At 70.2% G+C, this 23,837-nt stretch carries 19 protein-coding genes and 1 pseudogene; 8 read left to right on the top strand and 12 right to left on the bottom strand.

Annotated elements, in window-relative coordinates; genetic code table 11:
* Positions 1-65: 65 nt before the first annotated feature.
* Positions 66-1,100, top strand: coding sequence for a bile acid:sodium symporter family protein (locus G1C96_RS00290; RefSeq protein WP_169274666.1), 1,035 nt, complete (start codon positions 66-68; stop codon positions 1,098-1,100).
* A gap of 244 nt (positions 1,101-1,344) precedes the next feature.
* Here G1C96_RS00290 and G1C96_RS00285 read toward each other — a convergent pair whose 3' ends face one another.
* The 9 genes from G1C96_RS00285 to pdxS all read right to left on the bottom strand — a co-directional run bounded on the left by G1C96_RS00285 (position 1,345) and on the right by pdxS (position 12,423).
* Positions 1,345-4,050 (bottom strand): ABC transporter permease, encoded by a 2,706-nt coding sequence (locus tag G1C96_RS00285; RefSeq protein WP_169274665.1) that lies wholly within the window; start codon positions 4,048-4,050, stop codon positions 1,345-1,347.
* Positions 4,051-4,086: 36 nt separating this feature from the next.
* Positions 4,087-4,965, bottom strand: a complete 879-nt coding sequence (locus G1C96_RS00280) for an ABC transporter ATP-binding protein (RefSeq protein WP_169274664.1) — start codon at positions 4,963-4,965, stop codon at positions 4,087-4,089.
* A gap of 162 nt (positions 4,966-5,127) precedes the next feature.
* Positions 5,128-6,102 carry an Lrp/AsnC family transcriptional regulator gene (locus G1C96_RS00275; RefSeq protein WP_169274663.1) on the bottom strand — a complete coding sequence of 325 codons (975 nt, stop codon included), beginning with the start codon at positions 6,100-6,102 and terminating at the stop codon, positions 5,128-5,130.
* Positions 6,099-6,884, bottom strand: a complete 786-nt coding sequence (locus tag G1C96_RS00270; RefSeq protein WP_169274662.1) for an energy-coupling factor transporter transmembrane component T family protein — start codon at positions 6,882-6,884, stop codon at positions 6,099-6,101. The genes G1C96_RS00275 and G1C96_RS00270 overlap by 4 nt, the downstream gene beginning before the upstream one ends.
* Positions 6,874-8,418, bottom strand: a complete 1,545-nt coding sequence (locus G1C96_RS00265) for an ABC transporter ATP-binding protein (protein WP_169274661.1) — start codon at positions 8,416-8,418, stop codon at positions 6,874-6,876. The genes G1C96_RS00270 and G1C96_RS00265 overlap by 11 nt, the downstream gene beginning before the upstream one ends.
* Positions 8,419-8,467: 49 nt before the next feature.
* The gene (locus G1C96_RS00260) at positions 8,468-9,007 is read right to left on the bottom strand and encodes an ECF transporter S component (protein ID WP_169274660.1); all 540 of its coding nucleotides are present in this window, start codon (positions 9,005-9,007) and stop codon (positions 8,468-8,470) included.
* A 189-nt stretch (positions 9,008-9,196) separates the two neighbouring features.
* A complete protein-coding gene (locus tag G1C96_RS00255; RefSeq protein ID WP_169274659.1) occupies positions 9,197-10,513 on the bottom strand; it encodes an O-acetylhomoserine aminocarboxypropyltransferase/cysteine synthase family protein in 1,317 nt (438 codons plus the stop codon).
* Between the two features lie 410 nt (positions 10,514-10,923).
* The gene (gene pdxT / locus G1C96_RS00250; RefSeq protein WP_169274658.1) at positions 10,924-11,544 is read right to left on the bottom strand and encodes a pyridoxal 5'-phosphate synthase glutaminase subunit PdxT; all 621 of its coding nucleotides are present in this window, start codon (positions 11,542-11,544) and stop codon (positions 10,924-10,926) included.
* Between the two features lie 3 nt (positions 11,545-11,547).
* On the bottom strand, positions 11,548-12,423 hold the full coding sequence (gene pdxS, locus G1C96_RS00245) for a pyridoxal 5'-phosphate synthase lyase subunit PdxS (protein ID WP_169274657.1): 876 nt from the start codon (positions 12,421-12,423) through the stop codon (positions 11,548-11,550).
* 312 nt (positions 12,424-12,735) lie between these two features.
* Here pdxS and G1C96_RS00240 point away from each other — a divergent pair, with 312 nt between their 5' ends.
* The 4 genes from G1C96_RS00240 to G1C96_RS00225 all read left to right on the top strand — a co-directional run bounded on the left by G1C96_RS00240 (position 12,736) and on the right by G1C96_RS00225 (position 17,204).
* Positions 12,736-13,620: a PfkB family carbohydrate kinase gene (locus tag G1C96_RS00240; RefSeq protein WP_169274656.1), complete on the top strand. Its 885-nt coding sequence runs from the start codon at positions 12,736-12,738 to the stop codon at positions 13,618-13,620.
* A gap of 136 nt (positions 13,621-13,756) precedes the next feature.
* A complete protein-coding gene (locus G1C96_RS00235; protein WP_169274655.1) occupies positions 13,757-14,200 on the top strand; it encodes a YraN family protein in 444 nt (147 codons plus the stop codon).
* Positions 14,200-15,744, top strand: a complete 1,545-nt coding sequence (locus tag G1C96_RS00230) for a YifB family Mg chelatase-like AAA ATPase (RefSeq protein ID WP_169274654.1) — start codon at positions 14,200-14,202, stop codon at positions 15,742-15,744. The genes G1C96_RS00235 and G1C96_RS00230 overlap by 1 nt, the downstream gene beginning before the upstream one ends.
* Positions 15,741-17,204, top strand: a complete 1,464-nt coding sequence (locus G1C96_RS00225) for a DNA-processing protein DprA (protein WP_240945028.1) — start codon at positions 15,741-15,743, stop codon at positions 17,202-17,204. The genes G1C96_RS00230 and G1C96_RS00225 overlap by 4 nt, the downstream gene beginning before the upstream one ends.
* Here the strand turns inward: G1C96_RS00225 and G1C96_RS00220 are convergent.
* Positions 17,179-17,535, bottom strand: coding sequence for an MGMT family protein (locus G1C96_RS00220; RefSeq protein WP_169274653.1), 357 nt, complete (start codon positions 17,533-17,535; stop codon positions 17,179-17,181). The two genes, G1C96_RS00225 and G1C96_RS00220, sit on opposite strands and share 26 nt — an antisense overlap.
* Before the next feature lie 54 nt (positions 17,536-17,589).
* Between G1C96_RS00220 and G1C96_RS00215 the strand changes: the two genes are divergently transcribed.
* The 3 genes from G1C96_RS00215 (at position 17,590) to G1C96_RS00205 (ending at position 21,300) form a co-directional block, all read left to right on the top strand.
* A complete protein-coding gene (locus tag G1C96_RS00215) occupies positions 17,590-19,551 on the top strand; it encodes an FAD-binding protein (protein ID WP_169274652.1) in 1,962 nt (653 codons plus the stop codon).
* Between the two features lie 126 nt (positions 19,552-19,677).
* Positions 19,678-20,592, top strand: coding sequence for a succinate dehydrogenase/fumarate reductase iron-sulfur subunit (locus G1C96_RS00210; protein ID WP_169274651.1), 915 nt, complete (start codon positions 19,678-19,680; stop codon positions 20,590-20,592).
* 36 nt (positions 20,593-20,628) lie between these two features.
* Positions 20,629-21,300, top strand: coding sequence for an O-methyltransferase (locus tag G1C96_RS00205; protein WP_169274650.1), 672 nt, complete (start codon positions 20,629-20,631; stop codon positions 21,298-21,300).
* Between the two features lie 31 nt (positions 21,301-21,331).
* Here G1C96_RS00205 and G1C96_RS00200 read toward each other — a convergent pair whose 3' ends face one another.
* Together G1C96_RS00200 and G1C96_RS00195 are read right to left on the bottom strand one after the other, a co-directional pair.
* Positions 21,332-22,249 (bottom strand): LOG family protein, encoded by a 918-nt coding sequence (locus G1C96_RS00200; protein ID WP_169274649.1) that lies wholly within the window; start codon positions 22,247-22,249, stop codon positions 21,332-21,334.
* Between the two features lie 298 nt (positions 22,250-22,547).
* Positions 22,548-23,787: pseudogene (locus tag G1C96_RS00195) on the bottom strand (Na+/H+ antiporter NhaA); the annotation flags it as partial.
* Positions 23,788-23,837 lie beyond the last annotated feature (50 nt).

Genomic DNA, 23,837 nt, shown 5'->3' with positions numbered 1-23,837 from the left:
CTCTGCCAAGGAAAGGCAGGGCCCTTTGCCGTATGGGGCAAAACGAGAAAGAAGTAACGATTCTCATGGAAAAGGTCAAGAAATTCGCCGACTGGCTGACCAAGTGGTTCACGGCGATCGTCGTCGCATGGGCCGTGTTCAACTACTTCGTGCCCGCCACCAGCGTGTGGGCCAAGAGCTACACCGGCTACCTGCTGGGCATTGTGCTGTTCGGCATGGGCCTGACGCTGTCGCTGGACGACTTCGCCCGCATCATCAAGCAGCCGCTCATGGTGATCGTCGGCACGGTGGCGCATTTCGTGATCATGCCGCTCGTGGCCGTGCTGCTGTGCTGGATCTTCCGTCTGGACGGTCCGCTGGCCGTGGGCGTGATCCTCGTGGGCTGCTGCCCGTCCGGCACCTCGTCCAACGTGATGAGCTACCTGTCGCGCGGCGACGTGGCGCTTGACGTCTCGATCGGCATCCTCTCCACGCTGTGCGCGCCGTTCATGATCCCGCTGCTCATGCAGTGGCTCGCCTCCCAGTACGTGTCCGTGCCGGCCGAGTCCCTGTTCATCAACGCCCTCAAGGTGGTCCTCTTCCCGATCGCCCTCGGCGTGGTGTGCCACATGATCTTCGGCAAGAAGATCGAGAAGGTCACGGTCGCGCTGCCGATCGTCTCCCAGGTCGCCATCCTGCTCATCATCGGCGTGGTCGTGGCCGCCAACCAGCCCAAGCTGTTCTCCGCCGCCACCCTGCTCGCCATCCCGGTGGTCATGCTGCACAACCTGTCCGGCTACGCGCTCGGCTTCGGCTTCTCCAAGCTCATGTACAAGGTGTACCCGAAGGGCTTCCGCTACGCGCAGCAGAAGGCCATCACCTTCGAGGTGGGCATGCAGGACTCCGCCCTCGGCGCCACGCTGGCCCTGACCTCCTTCGCCACCACCCCGCTGGCAGCCGTGCCGTCCACGTTCTTCTCCGTGTGGCACAACATCTCCGGCTCGGTGCTCTCCAGCTGGTGGCGCAACCACGATGACAAGCACGCCATCGCGCACGACTCCGACAACGGCGAGAAGGGCTCGTTGAAGGCCGTGGCCGAAAACCACGAGGTCGCCGCCTGATCTCATCGCTTGAATAGCCGGCATCCCGCATGAACGGGTCCTTATGGACCCGTTCATGCGGGATGTTTCGTTTTCCGGGGTCACAAGATTTCCGGGTCCTCATCTTGTGCCTCGGCGCTATGTTCATATGCACGCGGTTTTCCGCGGAATTCCGCGGAAAACCGCTGACCGCTCTGTGCGGTTTTGTTCGCATGACGGGTCACAAGATGAAGGCCCGAAAATCTTGTGACCCGACCGGACGAGGCTATGCCTCGGCCAATGCTTCCACCGGCGGCGTCCTGACCGCCCGGCGGGCCGGGAACACGCTGGCAAGCAGCGCGGAGGCGGCCGCCACGGCCAGGATGATGCCGGTCATGCGCCAGTCCACGGTGAGCCGCACCTGCTCGAACTGGCTGAACATCACGTAGGAGCCGAGCCAGGCGATCAGGTCGCCCACCACCACGCCCGTCACGCCGGAGACAAGCGAGATGAGCAGTGCCTCCACCGCCAGCGAGCGCCTGAGCTGCCCGCGCGTCATGCCGATGGCGCGCAGCGTGGCGGATTCGCGCGTCCGCTCGATCACCGACAGGCTCAGCGTGTTGGCCACGCCGATCAGCGCGATGACCACGGCCACGGCGAGCAGCGCCACCATGATCATGAGCACCATGTCCACGTTCTGGTCCCATGTGGCGCGTTCGGCGAAGGCGCCGGACACCGAGACGTTCGGGTCGCCCGTCGCGTCCTGCACGGCGTTGAGCAGATCCATGGGCACGGCGTCGCGGCTCACCTTGGCCCAGATCTGGTAGCGCGCGCCTGCTTGCGAGCCGCTGGGCAGCGTGGCGGTGAGCGCGTCGAACGTGGCCGGCGAGACGAGACCGAACAGCTGGTAGTCGGCGCCGACGCGGCGGAAGTCGCTGATCGCTGCCGTGAGGGTCGTGGCGGAAGCGGCGGCGGAGGAGGATCCGTCGCTGGCGTAGGCGACCGGCAGCACGGCCAGTCCCTTGCCGTCGGCGATGCCCATGGACGCGTTGAGATGCTTCTCCGGCAGCACGATCGTGCCGTCGGAGATCGCGTCGGCCGCGTAGTCGGCGTTCATGACGGCCTTCGCGTCCGCGGCGGAGATGCCGAACAGGCTCATGGCCCTGTCGCCGTCGGCCTTGGGCTCGCCCGTGGCCGAGTATGCGGCGGTCAGCACCCTGACGAGCTTCGCGTCCTCGATGCCGTTCACGGCCTTGACCCGATCCAGCATGGCCTGATCGACCGCGGCGTCGGAGCCGTAGCCGGATGCGATCTGCATGTCCACGCTGTAGCGCATGTCGATCGCCTTGGCGAGCGACAGCTTGGCGCACGCGGCGCCGGTGGCGAGGCAGCTGACGAGCGAGACGCCGATGAGCAGCGCGGCGCCGGTGGCGGCCACGTGGCGGCGGTTGCGCTGGATGTTGGCGGATGCGATCGTGGCGGACGGCCCGCAGTGCGAGACCAGCGCGCCCACGCCGCGCAACAGGGCGGGCATCCAGCGCACGGCGGACAGCAGCAGCCCGATGAAGAACAGGATCGAGGCCGCGATCGCCGAAACCAGCACGGTGCTGAACTGCTTGTCAAGCATGGAGCTCTGCCCATGCAGGAAGCGCCACGTCTGCCAGACGATGAACGCCGCCGCGGCGACGCCTGCGATCATCATCGCGAGGCTGATCGCGAGACGGGCCCGGCCGGACCGCTTCTCCTGACTGATCTCCAGCGGCTGCAGCGCCTCCAGCGGGGTCACGGACGTGGCGGCATGCGCCGACGACAGCGACGCGAGGATCGTCATGGCCGCGCCGAACGCGACGGGCACGACGAACACCGGCCATGCGGGGATCATGAAGAACCTCACGCCGCCCATGTCCACGCGCATGGCGGCGAGCGCGCCGACGAGTCCCACGGCGAGCGCGACGCCCAGCAGGGCGGATACGAGGCCCAGCATGCCGGCTTCGATGAGCACCGAGGCGTACAGCTGCCTCTTCTTCGCGCCGATCGTGCGCAGCAGGGCGAGCGTGCGGCGGCGCTGGGCGACCATGACCTGGAACGTGTTGGCGATGACGAGCGCGGCCACGAACATGGCGAGGACGCCGAACGTGAGCAGGAACTGGGTGATGGCGCTGGTGCCGTCGGCGGCGCTCATCGATTCGAGCGCCTCGTTCTCATACTGCGTCTTGGTCAGGATCTTGTAGTTCCTGGGCAGCAGGGCGCCGACCTGGTCGGCCACGGCCTGCTCGCTTGAGCCTGCGGGCGGCGCGATGCCGAGGTAGACGGCGTTCACGTTCGCGTCGCCGAGCGCCGGGTAGCCGACCATGAGCTTCGCGAACGTGGATTCGGAGACGACGCCCGACCCGCCGTAGTACATGTTGTAGTCGTCGTCGGCGAAGCCGGAGATGACGAGGTGCAGCGTTTCCTTGTCACGTCCGGGCGCGGGGCTCACGTCGCGTGGCGTCACGTCGACGGTGTCGCCGATGCGCTTGCCGAGCCGGTCGGCGATGGTCTTGGACAGCGCGATCTGCCCGTCGTCGGCGGGCCATGCGCCTTCGGTGAGCCGCTGGATCATGAGGTTGGCGGGCTGCGTCATCGGGGTGACGACGGTGATGGACTTGCGCTCGCCATTGGCGAGGCTGACCGAGGCGCTGAGATCCGGTCGCACGCCGGCGACGCCGTCCACGGCGCGGATGGCGTCGAGGCCGAACCCGTCCAGCGTGGAACCGGTGTGCGCGGCCGGGTCGTCGTCGCCCGCGTTCGAGGAATCCGACGAGCTGGAGTACGCGGCCACGTAGTTTGCGCCGCCGAAGCTTGCGGATGCCATCTGCCGGAACGAGGCGTCGAGCGAGTTGCCGAACAGGAACGTGCTGGCGATGAACGCCGTGCCGATGACGATGGCGATGGCGGCGGGAATGAGCATTCTGACGCTGTTGCGCATGAGCTTGAGGGTGATCTGCCACATGATGGTTGTCTCCTTGGGACTGGTTCCGGCACGCTCTCAGGCGTGGCGTCCGACGAGACGGGACAGGCCGCGCGTGCGGGCGTCTCCCCCGCTTGCGGCTCGGGCGCGCTCGGCCATGAGCAGCTCGTTCATGCGCTCGGCGGTAGGATGGTGCTCGTCGGCCACGATGCGGCCGTCGGCGAACACGATCGCGCGGTCCGCGTAGGAGGCGGCCACGGCGTCGTGCGTGACCATGATGATCGTGCGGCCGAGCTCCTTCACCGACTGGCGCAGGAACGACAGCACTTCGGCGCTGGAGACGGAGTCGAGGTTGCCGGTCGGCTCGTCGGCGAACACCAGATCCGGCTTGGTGACAAGCGCGCGGGCGATAGCGACGCGCTGCTGCTGGCCGCCCGACAGCTCGTTGGGACGGTGTCCCAGACGGTCCTTCAGTCCCAGCGTGGTCACCAGCAGGTCGAACCATGCACGGTCCGGCTTGGCGCCTGCGAGCGTCAAGGGCATGAGGATGTTCTCCTCGGCGGTGAACATGGGCAGCAGGTTGAAGCTCTGGAAGATGAAGCCGATCCGGCTGCGGCGCAGCAGGGTCAGCTCGTTGTCGTTCATGGCGGTGATGTCCTTGCCGTCGAACAGGATGCGCCCGGCGGTGGCCGAGTCGAGGCCGGCGAGCGTGTGCATGAGCGTGGACTTGCCGGAGCCGGACGGGCCCATGATGGCGGTGAAGCGTCCCTGCTCGAAGCGCACGTTCACGCCGCGCAGCGCGTGCACGACGGCGTCGCCCGAACCGTAGTCCTTGACGAGGTCGACGGCCTCGATGGCCGTGGGCACGGGGTGCGGGGGTGCGGGCGGCACCGCCACCGTGATCTGCGCCGTCCCGTTCGGCGCCGTTCCGTTCGTCGTATCCGTCGTTGCGTTCATCGTCGTTCCTCTCCGTTCGCGCGGGGCATCTCCCCGCCGTCTGCCTCGAGGATACGGAAAGCGACGCGGCGGCGGCATCGTGCGCCGGAGTGAGCCGGCGACGCGTCCGGCGCGGGGCGATCATCCCCGAGGATGATGCGGAGAGGACCGGCGGCACGGACGCTACAGCCGGTACGACTCCTTCTCGACGCTGACCGTGGAGGCCCACCACACCTGCTCCACGCCGGGCAAGGTGCGGATCGACTCGTCGATGACGCGCCACAGCGAGGCGTCGTCGTCGGCGATCACCTCGACGAGATAGTCCGCGCCTCCCGGACCCACGCCGCTCATCACGTAGGTGACCTCGTCGATGCCGGCCAGATCCCGCGGATCCATGAGCTGCGGCGGACGCAGCGCGAGCCCCAGGAACGCCTGGCGGAATCCGCCGAGCCGCATGGGGCTGACGGTGGCCATGATGCGCATGAGCCCGGCGTCCTCGAGCTTGCGGATGCGTCCGCGCACGGCGGCGTGCGTCACCCCGAGCCGCTCCCCCACGTCGCGCAGACTGGCCCTTCCGTCCTCCTCGAGCACGTTGAACGTCTGCGCCAGATGCGGTTCGAGCACGCCCGCGTCCACGCCGCAGCCCACGTTGGCGTCGGTCTTGGTCATGAGTCCCCGCTCGCCGCGCGACGCGAGCAGACGGTTGACGACGCTGACGTTGTGGTCGTCCAGGATCAGCCGGTCGCACGAGAACACCTGGATGCGCTCGAGTCCGGGCAGCAGGCGCAGATCGTGCTTGAGGAACCGGTCCATGTCCCGCGCCGAACGCACCACCGCCTCGGCGATGACGTCCGCGTCGCCCAGCGCGCATACCACGTAGGTGACCTCGTCCATCGACTTGAGCATGGCGAGCGCCTCGTCGCGGCACCCGTTCACGCGCAGGCCCACGATGATCTGGCGGTATCCGACGAACGCCAGCGGGTTGACCACCGGCACCACGCTCATCAGCCCGGTCTCGACGAGCCGGCGGTAGCGTTCGGTGACCGCGTACACGGACATGCCGAGCAGGTCGGCGAGCGCGGCGAACGGCATGCGCCCGTCGCGCTGCAGCGCGGAGACGATGAGCAGGTCCTGCGCGGAGACGCCGTCGCCCGTCATCCCAGCACGATCCTCTCCGCGACGAGCGCGGCGGCGACGGCGACGATCGCGGCCAGCAGCGCCCAGTCCGCGGGGCGCATGGTCAGCGTGACGCGCGAGGTGCGCCGGCGCCCGTGCGGCAGGCGGATGCCCAGCCCGCGCGAGGCCATGGCCCAGCCCACGCTCTGGCTCATGCGGTAGGCGCGGATGAGCACGGCCACCAGCACCGGCAGGTACGCCCGGCCGCGGGCCATGAGCGAGCCGCCGCCCAGATCGAGCCCGCGTGCGCGCTGCGCGTCGCACACCGACTGGACGATGCGGAAGAACACGGGGATGTAGCGCAGCGCGATCGCCAGCGTGAGCCCGGCGCGGTACGGCACGCCGACTGCGGTCAGCCCGCGGACGAGCCGGGCCTGGCTGGTGGTGAACAGGGTGAGGAAGCAGGCGAAGCCGAGCGCGGGGATGCGCAGGCCCATCACCGCGGCCATGACAAGGTTCTCCCGCGTCAGGCGCAGCCACCCCCACGACCACAGCACGTGTTCGCCGGACGGGTCGAACACGGGCCACAGCACCACGATGAGCGCGATGATCACGGCGAGGACCTTCCACACCCACAGGATCCGTTCGGGCGGGACGTGGTCGGTGGCGAGCATCACGTGCTCGAGCGTCAGGGCGGCGAGGATGACCGTCGGATCGCGCCACACGAGGCACAGGACGAGCAGCACCGCGGTCAGCAGGAACTTGACGCGCGGGTCGGCGCGGTGCAGCCAGCCGTCGCCGGGCACGTAGAGGTCAGCGTCCATGGGTCTCCCTCCGGTCGGCGGGGCGCGGCGACGCGTCCCGCGATCCGCTCCGCAGTTCGCCCCACTGCGCGACGCGTCCGGCGTCGAGCCGCAGCAGATGCGTGCAGTGCGCGGCCACGGCGTGCATGTCGTGGCTGATCATGACGACCGTGGTCCCTTCGGCGTTGGCGGCGTCCACGGCGTCGAGCAGACGGGCGGCGAGCCGCTGGTCCAGGCCGGCGGTCGGCTCGTCGAGCACGAGGATCGGGGCGTCCATGGCGAGCACCGAGGCGAGCGCCACGAGCCGGCGGTCGCCGTAGCCCAGCGTGGCGGGCGAGACGTCGGCGAAGCGCGTCAGCCCGAACGTCTCCATGAGACGCTCCGTCGTGGCGTCGACCCATGCCTCCGATCTGCCGAGCGAGCGAGCGCCGAAGGCGATCTCGTCGCGCGTGGAGGCGCAGAAGATCTGATGGTCCGGGTTCTGGAACGCGTATCCCACGTGCGCGGCGAGCGCGTTCACCGGGCGGTCCGCGGTGTCGATGCCGTCCACCACGACGCGGCCGGCGGTGGGGCGCAGCAGTCCGTTGAGATGCCGGGCGAGCGTGGTCTTGCCGGAGCCGTTGCGGCCGACGAGCCCCACGAACGCGCCGCGAGGCACGGTCAGGCTGACGTCGTCGAGCGCCGCCGGCTCTCCGGGCGCGGCGCCCGCGTACCGATGGGTCAGCCCTTCGATGCGGATGGCGGGGTCCGCGGGTGTCTCGTCCGCGGTGTCGGAGACGCGCAGCACGGGATCGGGTTCCGGTGCGGCGACGCCCAGCCGCGCGAGCAGCGGCGCCTCGCGCACGAACACCGCGGGATCGGCGTCGCGCAGCACGCGTCCCCCGTCGAGCACCACGATGCGGTCGCAGGACGAGGCCAGATAGCGGGTGTGCTGCTCGGCCATCACGACGGTGAGGCGCCGGGCGGCGCGCAGCCGGTCGAGCACGGCGAACACCTCGCGCCTGCCGTCCGGGTCGAGCGCGGCAGTGGGTTCGTCGAGGACGAGGATGTCCGGTTCGGCCACGAGCGCCGCGGCGATGGCGACGCGCTGCATCTGGCCGCCGGACAGACTCGTCGGCACGCGGGAGCGCATGCCCTCCATGCCCACCAGCGCGAGCGTCTCGTCGATGCGCCGGTCGATGAGCCGGGGATCCACGCCGCGCTGCTCCAGCGGGAAGGCGAGTTCGTCCTCCACGCTGGCGCAGAACAGCTGCGATTCGGGATCCTGCTGGACGTAGCCGACGTGCGCGGACAGGTCGGCGACCGACACGTCGTGGGTGGAACGCCCGGCCACGAGCACCTCGCCGGCCATGTCGCCGTCGGCCAGTTCCGGGATGACGCCGGCGAGCGCCATGCACAGCGTGGATTTGCCGGCGCCGGTCGGGCCGACGACGCCGACGAACCGGCCGGGTTCGACGGCGAGGTCCACGTCGCTCAGGGCGACGACGGGACTGCCGCCGTCGGTCAACGGCGCGTATGCCCAGCCGAGGCCGCGCGTCTCGATGAGCGCGCTCATCGGCGTCCCGTCCGGCGGGGCGCCGACGCGCGCGGCATGGGACGAGGCGTCACGCGCCGGCCTTCACGCCGAGGTTGCCCAGACGGACCAGCGGCGGGTACGCCTTGCGCACGGCGGCGAACAGGGCGAAGCCGAGCACCAGTCCGACGCCCGCCTGCACGGCGTTGCCGACCGTCTCGCCCAGCGCCGGGCCCCAGCCGGAGAGGATGCCGCCCGCGATGAAGTAGCCGAACACCTTCCATGCGCCCGCGATCACGGACCACAGGACCACGTCGAGCGCCCTGAGCTTCCTGACGGCGGCGCCGACGATCAGCGCCTGCACGCCGTCGATGACGAAGGTGAAGATCGCCCACTGCGGGTATCCGGAGATGAGGTCGCCGAGCGCCGGGCCGAGGCCGCCCACGAGGCCGCCCACCCACGGTCCGAACGCGTAGGCGCAGAAGTAGATCATGGTGTCGGACAGGTTGAGGTATCCTCGCGTGGGCGTGGGGATCTTCACGAACATGGTGACGACCGTGGTCACGGCGGTCATGATGGCGATCAGCGGGATGGTGGAGGCGGTGAGCGCCTTCTGGGTTCTGGCAGTCATTGTTCCCTTCCTTCGGACTCTTCTTTCAGAATCGATGATTCCAACCGCCAATATAGCCCAGATTGAAAGCGAACGACGGTGTTCTCCTTCAGAAATTCAACATGTGAACGTCCGTACGGAACGCATGGCGGAGCCCCGCGGCGCACGATGCGCACGCGGGGCTCGCGACGACCGGTCAGAGGGACCGGATCACTTGGCCAGACCGGACTCGCGGACGGCGGCGAAGCCGGCCTTGAGGTCGTCGAGGATGTCCTCGATGTTCTCGGTGCCGATGGACAGGCGGATGGTGCCCTGGTGGATGCCCTGATCCTCCAGCTCCTCCACGGTCTCCTGGGAGTGCGTGGTGGAGGCCGGGTGGATGACGAGGGACTTCACGTCAGCCACGTTGGCCAGCAGGCTGAACAGGTGCAGGTTGTTGATGAACACGCGCGCCGCGTCCTTGCCGCCCTTGATGTCGAAGGTGAAGATGGAGCCGGCGCCGTTCGGGAAGTACTTCTCGTACAGCGCGTGGTCGCGGCGGCCCGGGATGCTCGGGTGGGAGACGGACTCGACCTCGGGCACGGTCTGCAGGTACTCGACGACCTTGAGGGCGTTCTGCACGTGGCGCTCCACGCGCAGGGACAGCGTCTCGGTGCCCTGCAGCAGCAGGAAGGCGGCGAACGGGGACAGGGTGGCGCCGGTGTCGCGCAGCAGGATGGCGCGGATGCGGGTCACGAAGGCGGTGCCGCCCAGCGCCTCGTAGAAGTTGAGGCCGTGGTAGGACGGATCCGGCTCCGTCAGGGTCGGGAACTTGCCCGGGACCTCGGCCCAGTTGAACTTGCCGCCCTCCACGACGACGCCGCCCAGCGTGGTGCCGTGGCCGCCGATGAACTTGGTGGCGGACTCCACGACCACGTCGGCGCCGTGCTCCAGCGGGCGGAACAGGTACGGGGTGGCGAAGGTGTTGTCCACGACGACCGGCAGATGGTGCTTGTGGGCGATCGCGGAGATGGCCTCGAAGTCCGGCAGGTCGGCGTTCGGGTTGCCGAAGGTCTCGAAGTAGACGAGCTTGGTGTTCTCCTGGATGGCATCCTCGAAGTTCTGCGGAACCTCCGGGTCGACGAAGGTGGTGGTGATGCCGTCGCGCGGCAGCGTGTGCTTGAGCAGGTTGAAGGTGCCGCCGTAGATGTTCTTGGAGGAGACGATGTGGTCGCCGGACTGGGTGATGTTGCGCACGGCGTACTCGACGGCCGCGGCGCCCGAGGCGACCGCGATGCCCGCGGTGCCGCCTTCGAGGGCGGCGATGCGGTCCTCGAACACGCCCTGGGTGGAGTTGGTCAGACGGCCGTAGATGTTGCCGGGATCGGCGAGGCCGAAGCGGGCCTCGGCGTGGTCGAAGTCGTGGAAGACGTAGGAGGTGGTGGCGTAGATCGGCACGGCGCGGGAGTCGGTGGCCGGGTCGGCGTGCTCCTGTCCGACGTGCAGCTGCAGGGTTTCGAAGCGGTAGTTCTTGGTGGCGTCTGCCATGATGGCTCCTTCGGGTCGAGGTTCGTTGTTGTCGCCACCCGCCGGCCGTGAAGGCGGTTGGCGAGGTGATGGTTCAGACCCTACGGCGACGGCCGATCGCAATGCAAGCCGAACGCTATCCGAGTTATCTATAGCCCCTTCAAATCCCTTGCGGCAGTAGGGCTCGCCGGCGTCGCGACCGTGCGAAAACATCCACGGGAACATGTGCGACACGCGGCTCGCCCGGCCGCGCCGCGCGCGCAGGCCGGCGCACGGACCGGTGCGCAGGTTGGAACGATCATGCCGGGATCAGGCCCCACGGCAACGCGAAAACGACGCGATCGCCCCAACCTGCGGATTCATGCCCGCAGGTTGGGGCGATCGCGTCATCATGATGGCCGGCGTAGGTCGGCCAAGGGACCGACGGAAGGCTACAGCCCGAGGAACAGCTCGTGGATGCGCGTGTCCCCGGTCAGCTCCGGGTGGAACGCCGTGGCGATGATGCGTCCCTGGCGCAGCGCGACCGGATGCCCGCCCACGCTGGTCTCCACGGTGGCCTTGGGGCCGACCGAGACCACGTACGGCCCGCGGATGAACACGAGCGGGAAGTCGGCGATGTCGCCGAAGCTGCCCGTCCCGTCGAACGAGCCGAGCTGGCGTCCGTAGGCGTTGCGCCGCACGGTGGCGTCCAGCGCGCCGAAGTAGACGTTCGGGTCGTTGTCGAGGCGCGCGGCGAGCAGGATCATGCCGGCGCACGTGCCGAAGACGGGCTTGCCGGCGGCGATGTGCCGGGCGATCGGTTCGAACAGCCCGGTGGAGCGCAGCAGCTTGCCCTGCGTGGTGGACTCGCCGCCGGGCAGGATCACCCGGTCGATCGAATCGTCGAAGTCGGACGCCTGGCGCAGCAGCTTCCACGGCGCGCCGAGCCGGTCGAGCATGGCGGCGTGTTCGGCGAAGGCGCCCTGCACGGCGAGGATGCCGGTCACGCCGTGGCGCGCGGACTCGGCGTCCTCGGACTCCTCCTTGGAGATGTATTCGACGGCGACGACCATGCGTCACTCCCCGCGCGCAGCCATGATGGTCTGGATCTCGTCCTCGTTGATGCCCACCATCGCCTCGCCGAGGTTGGCGGACAGCCTGGCGAGCAGGTCGGCGTCGCGCCAGTTGGCGGTGGCCTGTACGATGGCGGCGGCACGCTTGGCCGGGTCGCCGGACTTGAAGATGCCGGAGCCGACGAACACGCCTTCGGCGCCGAGCTCCATCATCAGGGCCGCGTCGGCCGGGGTGGCCACGCCGCCGGCGGCGAAGTTCACGACGGGCAGGCGGCCGTTGTCGTGCACGTACCTGGCGAGGTCGTACGGCACGGCGAGCTGCTTGGCCGCCTCGTAGACCTCGTCGTCGCGCAGGCCCTGCAGCTCGCGGATCTGCTTGTTCATCGTGCGCATGTGGCGCACCGCCTGGATGACGTCGCCGGTGCCCGGCTCGCCCTTGGTGCGGATCATGGCCGCGCCCTCCGCGATGCGGCGCAGCGCCTCGCCGAGGTTCTTGGCGCCGCACACGAACGGCACGTCGAACTGGTTCTTGTCGATGTGGTAGACGTCGTCGGCCGGGGAGAGCACCTCGGACTCGTCGATGTAGTCGATGTCGATGGCCTGCAGGATGCGCGCCTCGGCGATGTGGCCGATGCGCACCTTGGCCATGACCGGAATGGACACGGCCTCCTGGATGCCGCGGATCATCGCGGGGTCGCTCATGCGCGAGACGCCGCCGGCGGCGCGGATGTCGGCGGGGATGCGCTCCAGCGCCATCACCGCGCACGCGCCGGCGTCCTCGGCCACGCGCGCCTGCTCGGGCGTGGTGACGTCCATGATGACGCCGCCCTTGAGCATCTGCGCCAGGTTCCTGTTGAGTTCCGCCCTGTTTTCAGCCATGTGGGCCCCTTCCGAATCGAAAGCATGTGTCGGATTGTCAGTGCATATGCTACGGGCCGGAACCATCGTTCCCGCGCGTTCGGCCGCACGGCGGCGATAGGAAAAATCGATAGCGGGCGACGCCTTCCGGAGCGCCGCCGGAGGGCGTCGTCGATATGGAAAGCGCCCTTCGACGGAGCGCTTTCGATATCCGCGACGAACGGCCGCGTTCCGCGCGGAAGCGTAAAGCGCGCGCGGGGACGCCTCGGGGCCCGACGTTTCCCGTCCCCGTTTGTGAAGATTTGGCCCGGCGTGTCGCTAGAGTCGTGCGCCATGGGCGATGTTGAGCACGATGTGAGGCTGTACGACCGCGATCCGCGCTACATTCCGCGCGTGGCCGCGGTGCACGACATGTGCGGGTACGGCACCTGCTCGCTCACCTGCGCGATCCCGATCCTCTCCTCCTGCGGGTGCAACGTCTGCCCCGTGCCCACCGCGCTGTTCAGCGCGCACACGATGTTCCCCGTCTACACCTTCCACGACACCACCGCGATGCTCGGCGGATACCTCGACGCGTGGCTTCGGGAGGGCGTGGACCTGGACGGCGTCTACTCGGGGTTCCTCGGCAGCGCGGCGCAGGTGGACGTCATCGAGCGGCTCTACCGGGACTATCCGCGCGCGCTGCGGTTCGTCGACCCGGTGATGGGCGACGAGGGACGGCTCTACCCCACCTACACGCGCGACATGTGCGAGGCGATGGGCCGGCTCGCGAAGGGGGCCGACGTGCTGATGCCCAACCTGACCGAGGCGGCGATCCTCACGGGGCGCGACTATCCGGGACGGGATCTGGACGACGCCGCGGTGGCGGACTGGCTCGGCGCGCTGCTCTCGCTCGGCGCGCGCAACGTGGTGCTCAAGGGCGTGGACCGCGGCGACGGCGCGATCCGCAACTACGTCGCTTCCGCCGCGTACGGCGTCGGGGCGCGCATCGAGCTGACGCACGAGCGGCTGCCGTTCATGACGCACGGCACCGGCGACGCGTTCGCCTCGGCCCTGTGCGGCGCGGTCATGGCCGGGCGTCCCCTGGCCGAGGCGGCGCATCTCGCCGGCGAATTCGTCCACGACGCCATGGAGCATACGCCGTTCCAGCCCGGGCACGAGCAGCGCGGCGTCAGCTTCGAGCTCAGCCTGGGCATGCTGACCTCACTGGTGCGCTGAGCGGGGCCGTTCCGTCCACACGGTTGTCCACCGTCCGCGTGCGCGACACGCGCGAGACCGCGCCGCGAAGCCCCCATTCGTACACATGCGGCGCACGGCTTGCCGCCGCGCGTCCCGCCATGCTGAGGTGGATGGCATGGACACCATCACCTCAGCAGCATTCACGCCCGTCTCCCCTCCCGCGCTGGACCTCGCCGCGATCGCGCTGGCCCGGCGCGAACTGACTCCCCGGCAGCTCGGCCGCGCCGGCGAGGACTACGCCGCCGAATGGCTGATCCGCCGCGGATGGCGGATCATCGACCGCAACTGGCGGTCCCGCTACGGCGAACTCGATCTGGTCGCGCTCGACGCGAACCGGGAGATCGTCTTCGTGGAGGTCAAGACCCGCCGCTCCACGGACCAGGGATCGCCGCAGGCCGCGGTGGACGGGCGCAAACAGTCGAACCTGCGGCGGGCCGCCATGGAGTGGCTGCTCGCGGACGAGCACCACGTGCCCCATCGCGGCACGCGGTTCGACGTGGTCGCCATCCTCATGACGCCGTCCGGACCGCAGGTCACGCACATCCCGGGGGCGTTCTGATGGCCATCGGCACCGCGATATCGATCGGCCTGATCGGGCTGAAGGCCTTCGTCGTGCAGATGCAGGCCTACATCAGCCCCGGACTGCCGTACTTCAGCATCATCGGTCTGCCGGACGCCTCGCTGAGCGAGGCGCGCGAACGCGTCAAGTCCGCGTGCTCGGCATGCGGGTTCAGGTGGCCGGAGACGCGGGTGACGGTGAACCTCTCCCCCGCGTCGCTGCCCAAGCGGGGATCGTCGCACGATCTGGCCATCGCCGCCAGCGTGCTCGCCGCGGGACGGATGATCCCCGCCGACTGCCTGCAGCACACGCTGGTGCTCGGCGAACTCAACCTCGACGGCAGCGTGCTGCCGGTCAACGGCATCCTGCCGATGCTGCTCAGCGCCCGCGAGCACGGCGTCACCCGCGCCTTCGTCCCGCACGCCAACCTCGAGGAGGCGGCGCTGGTGGGCGACGTGGAGGTGACGGGGCTGCGGCATCTGGGCGAACTCATCGAACGCATGGGCGGCAGACCCAGATACCGACTCGACACGACGCGGCTGTGCGAGCCGATCGTGGACCCGCAGATCCGGCCGGACGCGGCGGTGGCGCCGGACGACCTGGACATCGCGCAGGTGGTGGGCCAGGACAAGGCGAAGTGGGCCCTCGAGGTGGCCGCGGCCGGCGGCCATCATCTCCTGATGACGGGGCCTCCGGGATCGGGCAAGACGATGCTGGCGATGCGCCTTCCGGGCATCATGCCGCCGCTGGACGACGGCGAGCAGCTCGAGGTGGCGTCCATCCGCTCGCTGTGCGGCACGCTGCCGATGTACGGTATCACGGACGTGCCTCCGTTCGAGGCGCCGCACCACACCGCCACCACGGCGTCGCTGGCGGGAGGCGGCACCGGGGTGGCGCAGCCGGGCGCGATCACGCGCGCGCACCGGGGCGTGCTGTTCATGGACGAGGCGCCGGAATTCCAGCCGAGAGCCCTGCAGACGTTGCGCGAGCCGCTGGAGACCGGGTACATCGCGATCGCGCGCACCAGGGGCACGGCCTACTATCCGGCCCGGTTCCTGCTGGCCATGGCCGCCAACCCGTGCCCGTGCGGATTCGCCTCCACGGGCAACGGCGAACGCTGCCGGTGCACCGAGCGGGAACGGCTGCGGTACCTCAATCGGCTGTCCGGACCGATCCTCGACCGCATCGACATCCAGATCGACGTGCCGCCCGTCTCCCTGCTCTCGGCCGACGACGCCGAACGCCGCGAGACCAGCGCGACGGTGCGCGCCCGGGTGCTCGAGGCGCGCGGCGCGGCCCGCGAGCGGTACGAGGCCCAGGGATGGTCGTCCAACGCGGAGGCGAGCGGGCAGTGGCTGCGGCGCAACACGTCGCGCGGCGCGACGGCCAGGGTCAACGACGCGCTCGACCGCCAGGCGCTGAGCCTGCGCGGCGCGGACCGCGCGCTGCGGCTGGCGTGGACCATCGCCGATCTGCGCGGCGCGACGAGCCCCACCGTGGAGGACGTGTCACGGGGCATCAACCTCAGGACGAGGCTGTCATGAGCGCGCGGTACGCGGCCGTCGACGACGAGACGCTCGCCCGCGCGGTGCTCGCCCACTGCGTCGACGGGCCGGACGCGCTGATGTACGCGGCGCTCAAGGGCGCGCCCGACGCGATGACGCTGGCGGACGCCATCGTGGACGTCCACGGGTCCCGCGCCGGGGCATCGAGCGGACGCGGCGCCGCAGGGGCGCTCGACGAGATGTTCCTCACGGGCACGGCGCGCTGGGGCCGCCGCGTGAACGCGACGGGGCTGGAACGCTTCCATGCGGCGCTGGACGGGTGGATGCGACGGCTGGACACCCTGCCCTCGCTCAGGACGGACGACCTGCGGTCGTTCCTCTGCGCGGACGGCGCCATGTGGATCATCGCGCCGCACCATCCCTGCTGGCCCGGACAGCTGGAGGATCTCTCGGAGCGCGCCGACTGGGCGGCCCCGCTCTGCCTGTGGGGACAGGGCGACCCGGCGGCGCTGACGAGCTGCGAGGGTCCGGTGGCCGTGGTCGGATCCCGCGGCGCCACCGAATACGGGTGCGCGGTGGCGCACGACGTGGGCGCGCACGCGGCGCTGCGCGGGCATCTGATCGTCTCGGGAGGCGCGTTCGGCGCGGACGCGGCGGCGCACTGGGGCGCGCTGGCCGCGGCGGAGCGCTACCCCGACCGGGCGGGCAGGACCGTCGCCGTGTTCGCCGGAGGGCTCGAGCACATCGGCCCGCAGCGCAACCGGCATCTGTTCGACCGCATCGTGGCATCCTCCGGCGCGCTGATCAGCGAGATGAGTCCGCAGACCGTTCCCGAGGCACGGCGATTCCTGCTGCGCAACCGGCTCATCGCCGCGTTGGCCCGCACGGTGGTGGTGGCACAGGCGCGACGCCGCTCCGGGGCGCTGAACACGGCGAACTGGGCCGCGGAGCTCAACCGCGAGGTCTACGCGGCGCCGGGCGACATCACGCAGCCCGGAAACACGGGATGCAACATGCTCATCCACGAGAACCGGGCGATCATCCTCGTGGACAGCGAGGACGTGACGGAGATCTGCCACGACGACCACATGCCCAGACCGCCCGGGGACGCCGCGGATTTCGCCGCGCCCATGCCACGGACCGAACCGGCCTCCTCCAGACTCGCGCTGGGCAGCGGCGGACGGGTGCCGTCCAGCGAAGCGCCGGACACCCGCCCGCGCCGCAGCCCGCCCGAACCGGACGCGGACCAGCTCCGGGTTCTGGACGCCGTGCGCGCGTGCCGGCGGCGCGGCCGCGCGGCGGACGAGGATGCGGTGCTTGAGACGCTGAGGAGCCGTGCGCGCGGCGCGGAGGACGGAACGGAGGACGGGGACGCGGAGAAGACGGAGCGGACGGTCACCCTCGCCTGGGTGACCCGGCAGCTGGGCGATCTGGAACTGGCCGGGGCGATCGTGCGCGCGCCGAACGGCGGCTTCACGCCGTCCACTGGCACGCCGTGAGATCCACGCGGGGCCCCGCCGCGCCGGCCGCCTCGCCGGACGCGGCCACGAACCGCACGCCCTCCCCCTCCAGCAGGGCGCGCTGCCTGTCCGGCCCGCCGAAGGCGAACCCCGGGGCGAGCGACCCGTCGCGGAACACCACGCGATGGCACGGGATGACGCCCGGTTCCGGGTTGGCGTGCAGCGCATATCCGACGAACCGCGCGCACCGCGGCGCGCCGGCGAGCGCCGCGACCTGGCCGTACGTGGCCACCTTGCCGCGGGGGATGCGCCGCACCACCGCGTAGACGCGCTCGCCGAACGAGCCCTGCGAACCGGAGGAACCTGCCATGCCCCCATTATGCCCCGCACGAGGCCCGTCCGGGCGTGTGCGAGAATCGGGGGTATGAGTCCGAAGCAGTTGGAAGATATGTACGACGCCGTGATCGTGGGCGCCGGCGCGGCCGGTCTGTCCGCGGCGCTCGGCCTGTTGCGCTCCGATCGCATCCGCGAGCTGAAGGAGCAGGGGCTGGACCCGAGGATCCTCGTGATCTCGAAGCTGCAGCCGCTGCGCTCGCACACCGGTTCGGCCGAGGGCGGCATCGCGGCGAGCCTCGGCAACATCGACCGCGACGACTGGCACTGGCACTACTACGACACCGTCAAGGGCGGCGACTGGCTGGTCGACCAGGACGCGGCGGCGCTGCTCGCGCGCGACGCGCCCGCCACGGTGATCCGCCTCGAGCACGACGGCGTGGCGTTCTCGCGCACCGGGGACGGGCACATCGCGCAGCGCCGCTTCGGCGGACACACGGCGGAATTCGGCGGCGAGCCGGTGCGACGGGCCGCGTACGCCGCGGACCGCATCGGCCACCAGATCCTGCACAGCCTGTGGCAGCAGTGCGTGGCGCAGGGCGTCGAATTCGCCGAGGAATGGTACGTGACCGATCTGGTGCTCGACGGGTCCAGGTCGCACGTGGCCGGCGTGGTCGCCTACGACACGCATTCCGGCGCCGTGCACGCGGTGCACGCGCGCAACGTGCTCGTCGCCACCGGAGGCGCGGGCCGGCTGTTCCGCACCACCTCCAATTCCTGGGACCTCACCGGCGACGGCATGGCGCTGGCGCTGGCCGCCGGACTGCAGCTCGAGGACGTGGAGTTCGTGCAGTTCCATCCCACGGGACTGGCGCACACCGGCATCCTGCTTTCGGAGGCGGCGCGCGCGGAGGGCGGCGTGCTGAGGAACGCGGACGGCGAGGCGTTCATGGCCCGCTACGCGCCGGGGCACGCGGATCTGGCGGCGCGCGACGTGGTGAGCCGCTCGATCATGGCCGAGGTGGACGCCGGCCGCGGCGTGGCCGACCCGAAGGACCCGGACGGCCCGAAGGACTGCGTGTGGCTGGACATGACCGGCATCGACGGGGACCACATGGAGGCCGTGCTGCCGCAGGTGGTCGAGACGATCCGCGACTACGCGAACATCGACCCCACGACGCAGTACGTGCCGGTCAAGCCGACTGCCCACTACACGATGGGCGGCATCCCCATCACCACCGACGGCGAGGTGTACCGCTGGATTCCATCCGACGGCGAGACGTCGGACGCCCGCCGCGACGTGGTGGAGGGCCTGTACGCGGCCGGCGAATGCTCGTGCGTGAGCGTGCACGGCGCCAACCGTCTGGGCGGCAACTCCCTGCTCGACGCCTGCCTGTTCGGCACGAGGGCCGGCGAGGCGATCGCCGCGCGCGTGGCCGAATCCCCGGTGGCGCAGATCGAGCTCGAGGGCGGCGACCCTGCGGACGACGAGTACGCGCCGCTCGTGGACGCGGCCGCCAGGACGCGCGAGGACGAGGCGAAGACCCTGCTCGCCGGAAACGCGGGCGATGACGCGGCCGATGCGGCGGACGCGGACGGCGGCGCGGACGCGACGTCCGACGACAACCCGTACCGTCTGCTCGCCGATCTGGGCGTCGCGATGGAACGGGCGGTGGCCGTGCGCTGCACCGCCGAGACGATCGAGACCGCGCTGGCGATGCTGCGCGACGATCTCGTGCCGCGTGCCGCCGCGCTGCGCGCGCACGACGGGACGCCCGCCTTCAACCAGGAGGTCACGGCCATCTGGGAGGCACGGCATCTCGTCGCCCTCGCCGAGGCCATGCTCAGGGCGTCCGAGTCGCGCGCCGAGTCGCGCGGCTCGCTGCGCCGGCTCGACTTCCCGCGGCGCGACGACGAGCGTTTCCTCGCGCATTCCATGATCGAGCTGCGCGATGACCGGGATCCGCAGGCTGCGAAGCCCCGCACGCGGCACGACGTCAGCTGGCAGCCGGTGCGCATCGTCGACTACCCGCCCAAGGCGAGGGCATACTGACCGCGACGCGGGCCGCGGCCGGCATGCGCGGCGGGACGCGGCCCGCCCCACGCTGACCGCGGCTCGTGGCACACTGGGTACCCGAGAAAACGAATGGAATCCGGTCGAACGGCAAGGAGCGGCGTGATGAGCACTGAGAACGACATGGTCACCGTGACCCTGCGCGTGCATCGCTTCACGCCGCGCGCGGAGCGCGAGCGTCCCGGTCGCGGCGCCAACCCGTTCGCCAGGAAGAGCTCCCCGTTCGGCTCCAGCGCGCGCCGTCGGCCGCGCGGCAAGCAATGGACGCAGGACTACACGCTCACCGTCCGTCCCGAGGACACGGTGCTCGACTGCCTGCTGCGCGTCAAGCGCACGCTCGACCCCACGCTCGCCTTCCGCTACTCGTGCGGGCACGGCATGTGCGGCTCCGACGCCGTGGCCGTCAACGGCACGCCCATGCTGATCTGCACGGCGACCGTGGCCGAATGGGCGAAGCCCGACGATCCGTCCGTCGCGGACGACGAAGGATTCCGCAGCACCGGCGCGTCCGATGCGGATGCCCGCCCCGCGCTCGGCCCCGGCGAACACGGCGTCATCGAGCTGGAGCCGCTTCCCGGCTTCCCCGTGCAGCGCGACCTCATCGCGGACATCGACCCGATGCTCGACCAGATCCGCAGGCTCAGGCCGTATCTCGAGGCCAAGGGCGAGCTCAGGACCACCGCGGACGGCAAGGTCAACGCGTTCGAATACCTGCAGAGCCCGGAGGAGCTCGCCCGGTACGAGCAGCTGACCAACTGCATCGCGTGCGGCGTGTGCGAGGGCTCCTGCCCGGTGTTCGCCGGCGGCGACGCCTTCATCGGCCCCGCCGCGCTCATCGCCGCGTCCCGCTTCGTCAACGATTCGCGCGACGGGAAGACCATGGAGCGTCTGGACGCCATCGACACCGCGGACGGCGTGGCCGCATGCCAGTCGGTGCGCGCCTGCGGACGTCAGTGCCCGCGCGGCATCGACGTGGGCGAGGAGATGTGGCAGATCGTCGCCAAGGTCCGCGAACGCTGACCGGCCGCGGTCTTCGCTGCCGCTATCCTAGGGGCTATGGACAAGACCTCATACACGAATCTGGCCAAGGCGTGGCAGTATGCCGAGGACGCCGCCGCGGCCACGGATCCCCGGACGCTGACCGCGCTCAGGGCGAGCGCCGAATCGCAGGGGTTCGCGCAGGATTCCGCGGCGCAGGACGATTTCCTGCGGCTGCTGGTGCGGATGACGGGCGCGCGTTCGATCATCGCGATCGGCACCGGCGCCGTGGCGCAGACGTACCAGCTCATCGACGGTCTCGGCGGATCCGGACTGCTGACGGCCGTGGACTCCTCCCCCGCCGGCGCCTCCGCGATCCGCGCCATGTTCAACGCGCTGGACGACGACACCGACGCCACGCTGCGCGTGGTGAACGTGGCGGTGGGCCAGTTCCTGCCCCGTCTGAACGCGGCGGACTACGATCTCATCGTCGTCTCCGGCGAAGCGTCCAACTACGCTCCCGCGTTCGCGCAGGCCGAGCGCCTGCTGCGCGACGGCGGCGCGATCATCTTCACCGACGCGTTGGCGTTCGCCGCGCCCGATGCCCGCGGCGGGCTGCTCAACCCGGCCGACCGCAGTCCCAAGGCCGTGACGCTGCGCGCGCTGATCGACGAGGTGCGCGGCGACGAGCGCTTCGACACCGCGCTCGTGCCCGTGGGCACCGGCCTGCTGGTCGGCGTCAAGCGCTGATCCTCTCCGGCGTGCGCCGCGGCGCACGCCGTCAGTGGCGCCTGGCGGCGTCGATGCCGCCGAGCGCCACGTCCACCGCCTCGTCGGGATCGTCGGTCATCACCACGAGCTGCGGGTCGAGCGCCGAGATCATGCCGTGCTCGCGCACCGTGGACGACAGCCACGCGAACAGCCCCTCCCAGTATCCGGAGTCGTAGAGCACCACCGGCATGTGCGCCACCTTGTGCGTCTGCACCATGGTGAGCACCTCGAACATCTCGTCCAATGTGCCGAATCCGCCCGGGCACACGATGACGCCGGACGAGTACTTGAGGAACATGGTCTTGCGCACGAAGAAGTAGCGGAACGTCATGCCGAGGTTCACCCAGGCGTTGAGCCCCTGCTCGTGCGGCAGCTCGATGCCGAGCCCGACGGACTTGCCGCCGGCGAGCGCCGCGCCCCTGTTCGCGGCCTCCATGATGCCCGGGCCGCCGCCGGTGATGACCGCCACGCCGGCCTTCGCGATGCGCTTGCCCATGTGGCGCGCCGCCTTGTAGGCCGGATCCGTGCGGGGCGTGCGCGCCGAGCCGAACACGGACACCGCGGGCCCCAGCTCGGCCAGCGCCCCGAAGCCGTCGACGAACTCGGACTGGATGCGCAGCACGCGCCACGGGTCCATGTGCAGCCAGTCGGTGGACTGCTCGTCGGCCAGCAGATTGCCGGTGGTGTTGTCCTTCGGCACCATCGGGCCGCGCAGCATCACCGGTCCGCGGAAGTACGTGTCCCCCAGCGGCGAGGCGTCGGGCCGCGCGTCGGCCGGACGATCGGCATCCGCGCCGGTCGCGGACGCGTCGCCGTCCGCGGCGAGCAGCGGCGCTGCAATTCGCTCCAGCTTGTTGTCCACGCGGACGGCGGCGCCCTTCTCGGCGGCCTTGGACGCGTTCTTCCGGCTCTTGCCCTTCTTGGCCATGTGGTTCCTCCTCCATGTGGTGGACCTTGCGGCGGGATCGCGGCGGGTTCCCCGTCTCCGGTCCGCGCAGTGTCGGATATACGCAGTGTCGAATATGCTCAGCTGCGCCCGTCGTCGCCGCGGCGGCGCGACGGATGGGCGGCGCGGAACCGTGCGACGAACTCGGGCGTGAACGCCGGCATGCTCATCGTCACCGTGCCGTCCTCGAGCCGTCGCTCCCGCTCCTGTCCGTTATACGCGCCTTCCCTCGTCTTCGCCGCATTCCCGTCCTCGTGCGCGCCGCGTGTCTCGCGGGCGATGCGCGCCGACTGACGCGACAGCAGGATGCCGGAGACCACGGCCGCGGTGAGCGAGGCCACGAGCACGCCGAAGCGGCTTTCGGCCGACAGTTCGGTGTCCGCATAGGCCAGCGAGGCGATGAGGAACGAGACGGTGAATCCGATGCCGCAGGCGCAGGATGCGGGGAACAGGTCGCGCACGCGCAGCCCCCTGGCAAGCCGAAGCCCCAGAACGTGCGTGCTCACGGCGGCGGTGAGCATGATGCCGGTGGGCTTGCCCACCACCAGCGCCACCGTGATGCCCACCACCACGGGCGAGCCCATCAGCGCCGGGGAGAGTTCGCTGAAGCGCACGCCGGTGGCGAACAGCGCGAAGACCGGCAGCGCCACGAGCGCGGAAAGCGGCTGGAGCTTGCGGTGGTAGCGTTCGGCGCGCGGCGTCCGTTCGCCGAACATCTCCCGGGACGGGGTCAGGAGTCCCACCAGCACGCCGGCCAGGGTGGGATGGACGCCGGCTTCGAACATCATCACCCATGCGAGGATGCCGACGACGCCCGCCAGCACCCACGGCACCCGGCGCATGCGCACCAGCGCGTGCCAGACGGCCGCGCAGGCCGCGATGCCGATGAACCAGTACCAGGCGCTCAGGGAGGAGAAGAACACGGCGATGAGCACGATGGCGAGCAGGTCGTCCACGGTGGCCAGCGTCATGAGGAAGGCGCGGATCGATCCGGGCAGCGCCTTGGCGAACAGGGCCAGCACCGCGAGCGAGAAGGCGATGTCCGTGGCCGTGGGCACGGCCCAGCCCTGCGCGATGGTGGGATAGTCGAACGCCTGCCCGGAGGCGATGGTCTGGTATCCCGGACCGGGCGGCGCGTATTCGGAGTACAGCCACGTGACGCCCAGGAACAGGACCGGAGGCACGAGCATGCCTCCCACGGCGCACAGCATCGGCACCGCGGCCGCTCTGGGATTCGACAGCGACCCGGTGGTGAGCTCCTGCTTGAGGTCCAGCCCCACGACGAGGAAGAACGCGGTGAGCAGGCCGTCCTGGGCCCAGTGCCCGATCGGCAGGTCGATGTTGGTGTACGGGATGCCCACGCGCGTCTCGGCGACGTGTCCGAAGACGTCGGCCGTGGCGGGCAGGTTCGCCAGCACCAGACCGGCCAGTGCGAACGAGAGCATGATGAGCCCCGAGATGCGGTCCGATGCCGCGATGTGCCTGATCGCGTCCCACAGGCGCGTGCGGCGTTTCCCCATAGTCCTCAGTCCTCGACCTCAAAATCCGTTGCCAGCGTTGTCATGCGACA

This window comes from Bifidobacterium moraviense (assembly GCF_012932365.1).
GTDB lineage: Bacteria > Actinomycetota > Actinomycetes > Actinomycetales > Bifidobacteriaceae > Bifidobacterium > Bifidobacterium moraviense.
Note: the sequence above shows the minus strand (reverse complement) of the source record. Positions and strands in the feature narration are given on the sequence as shown.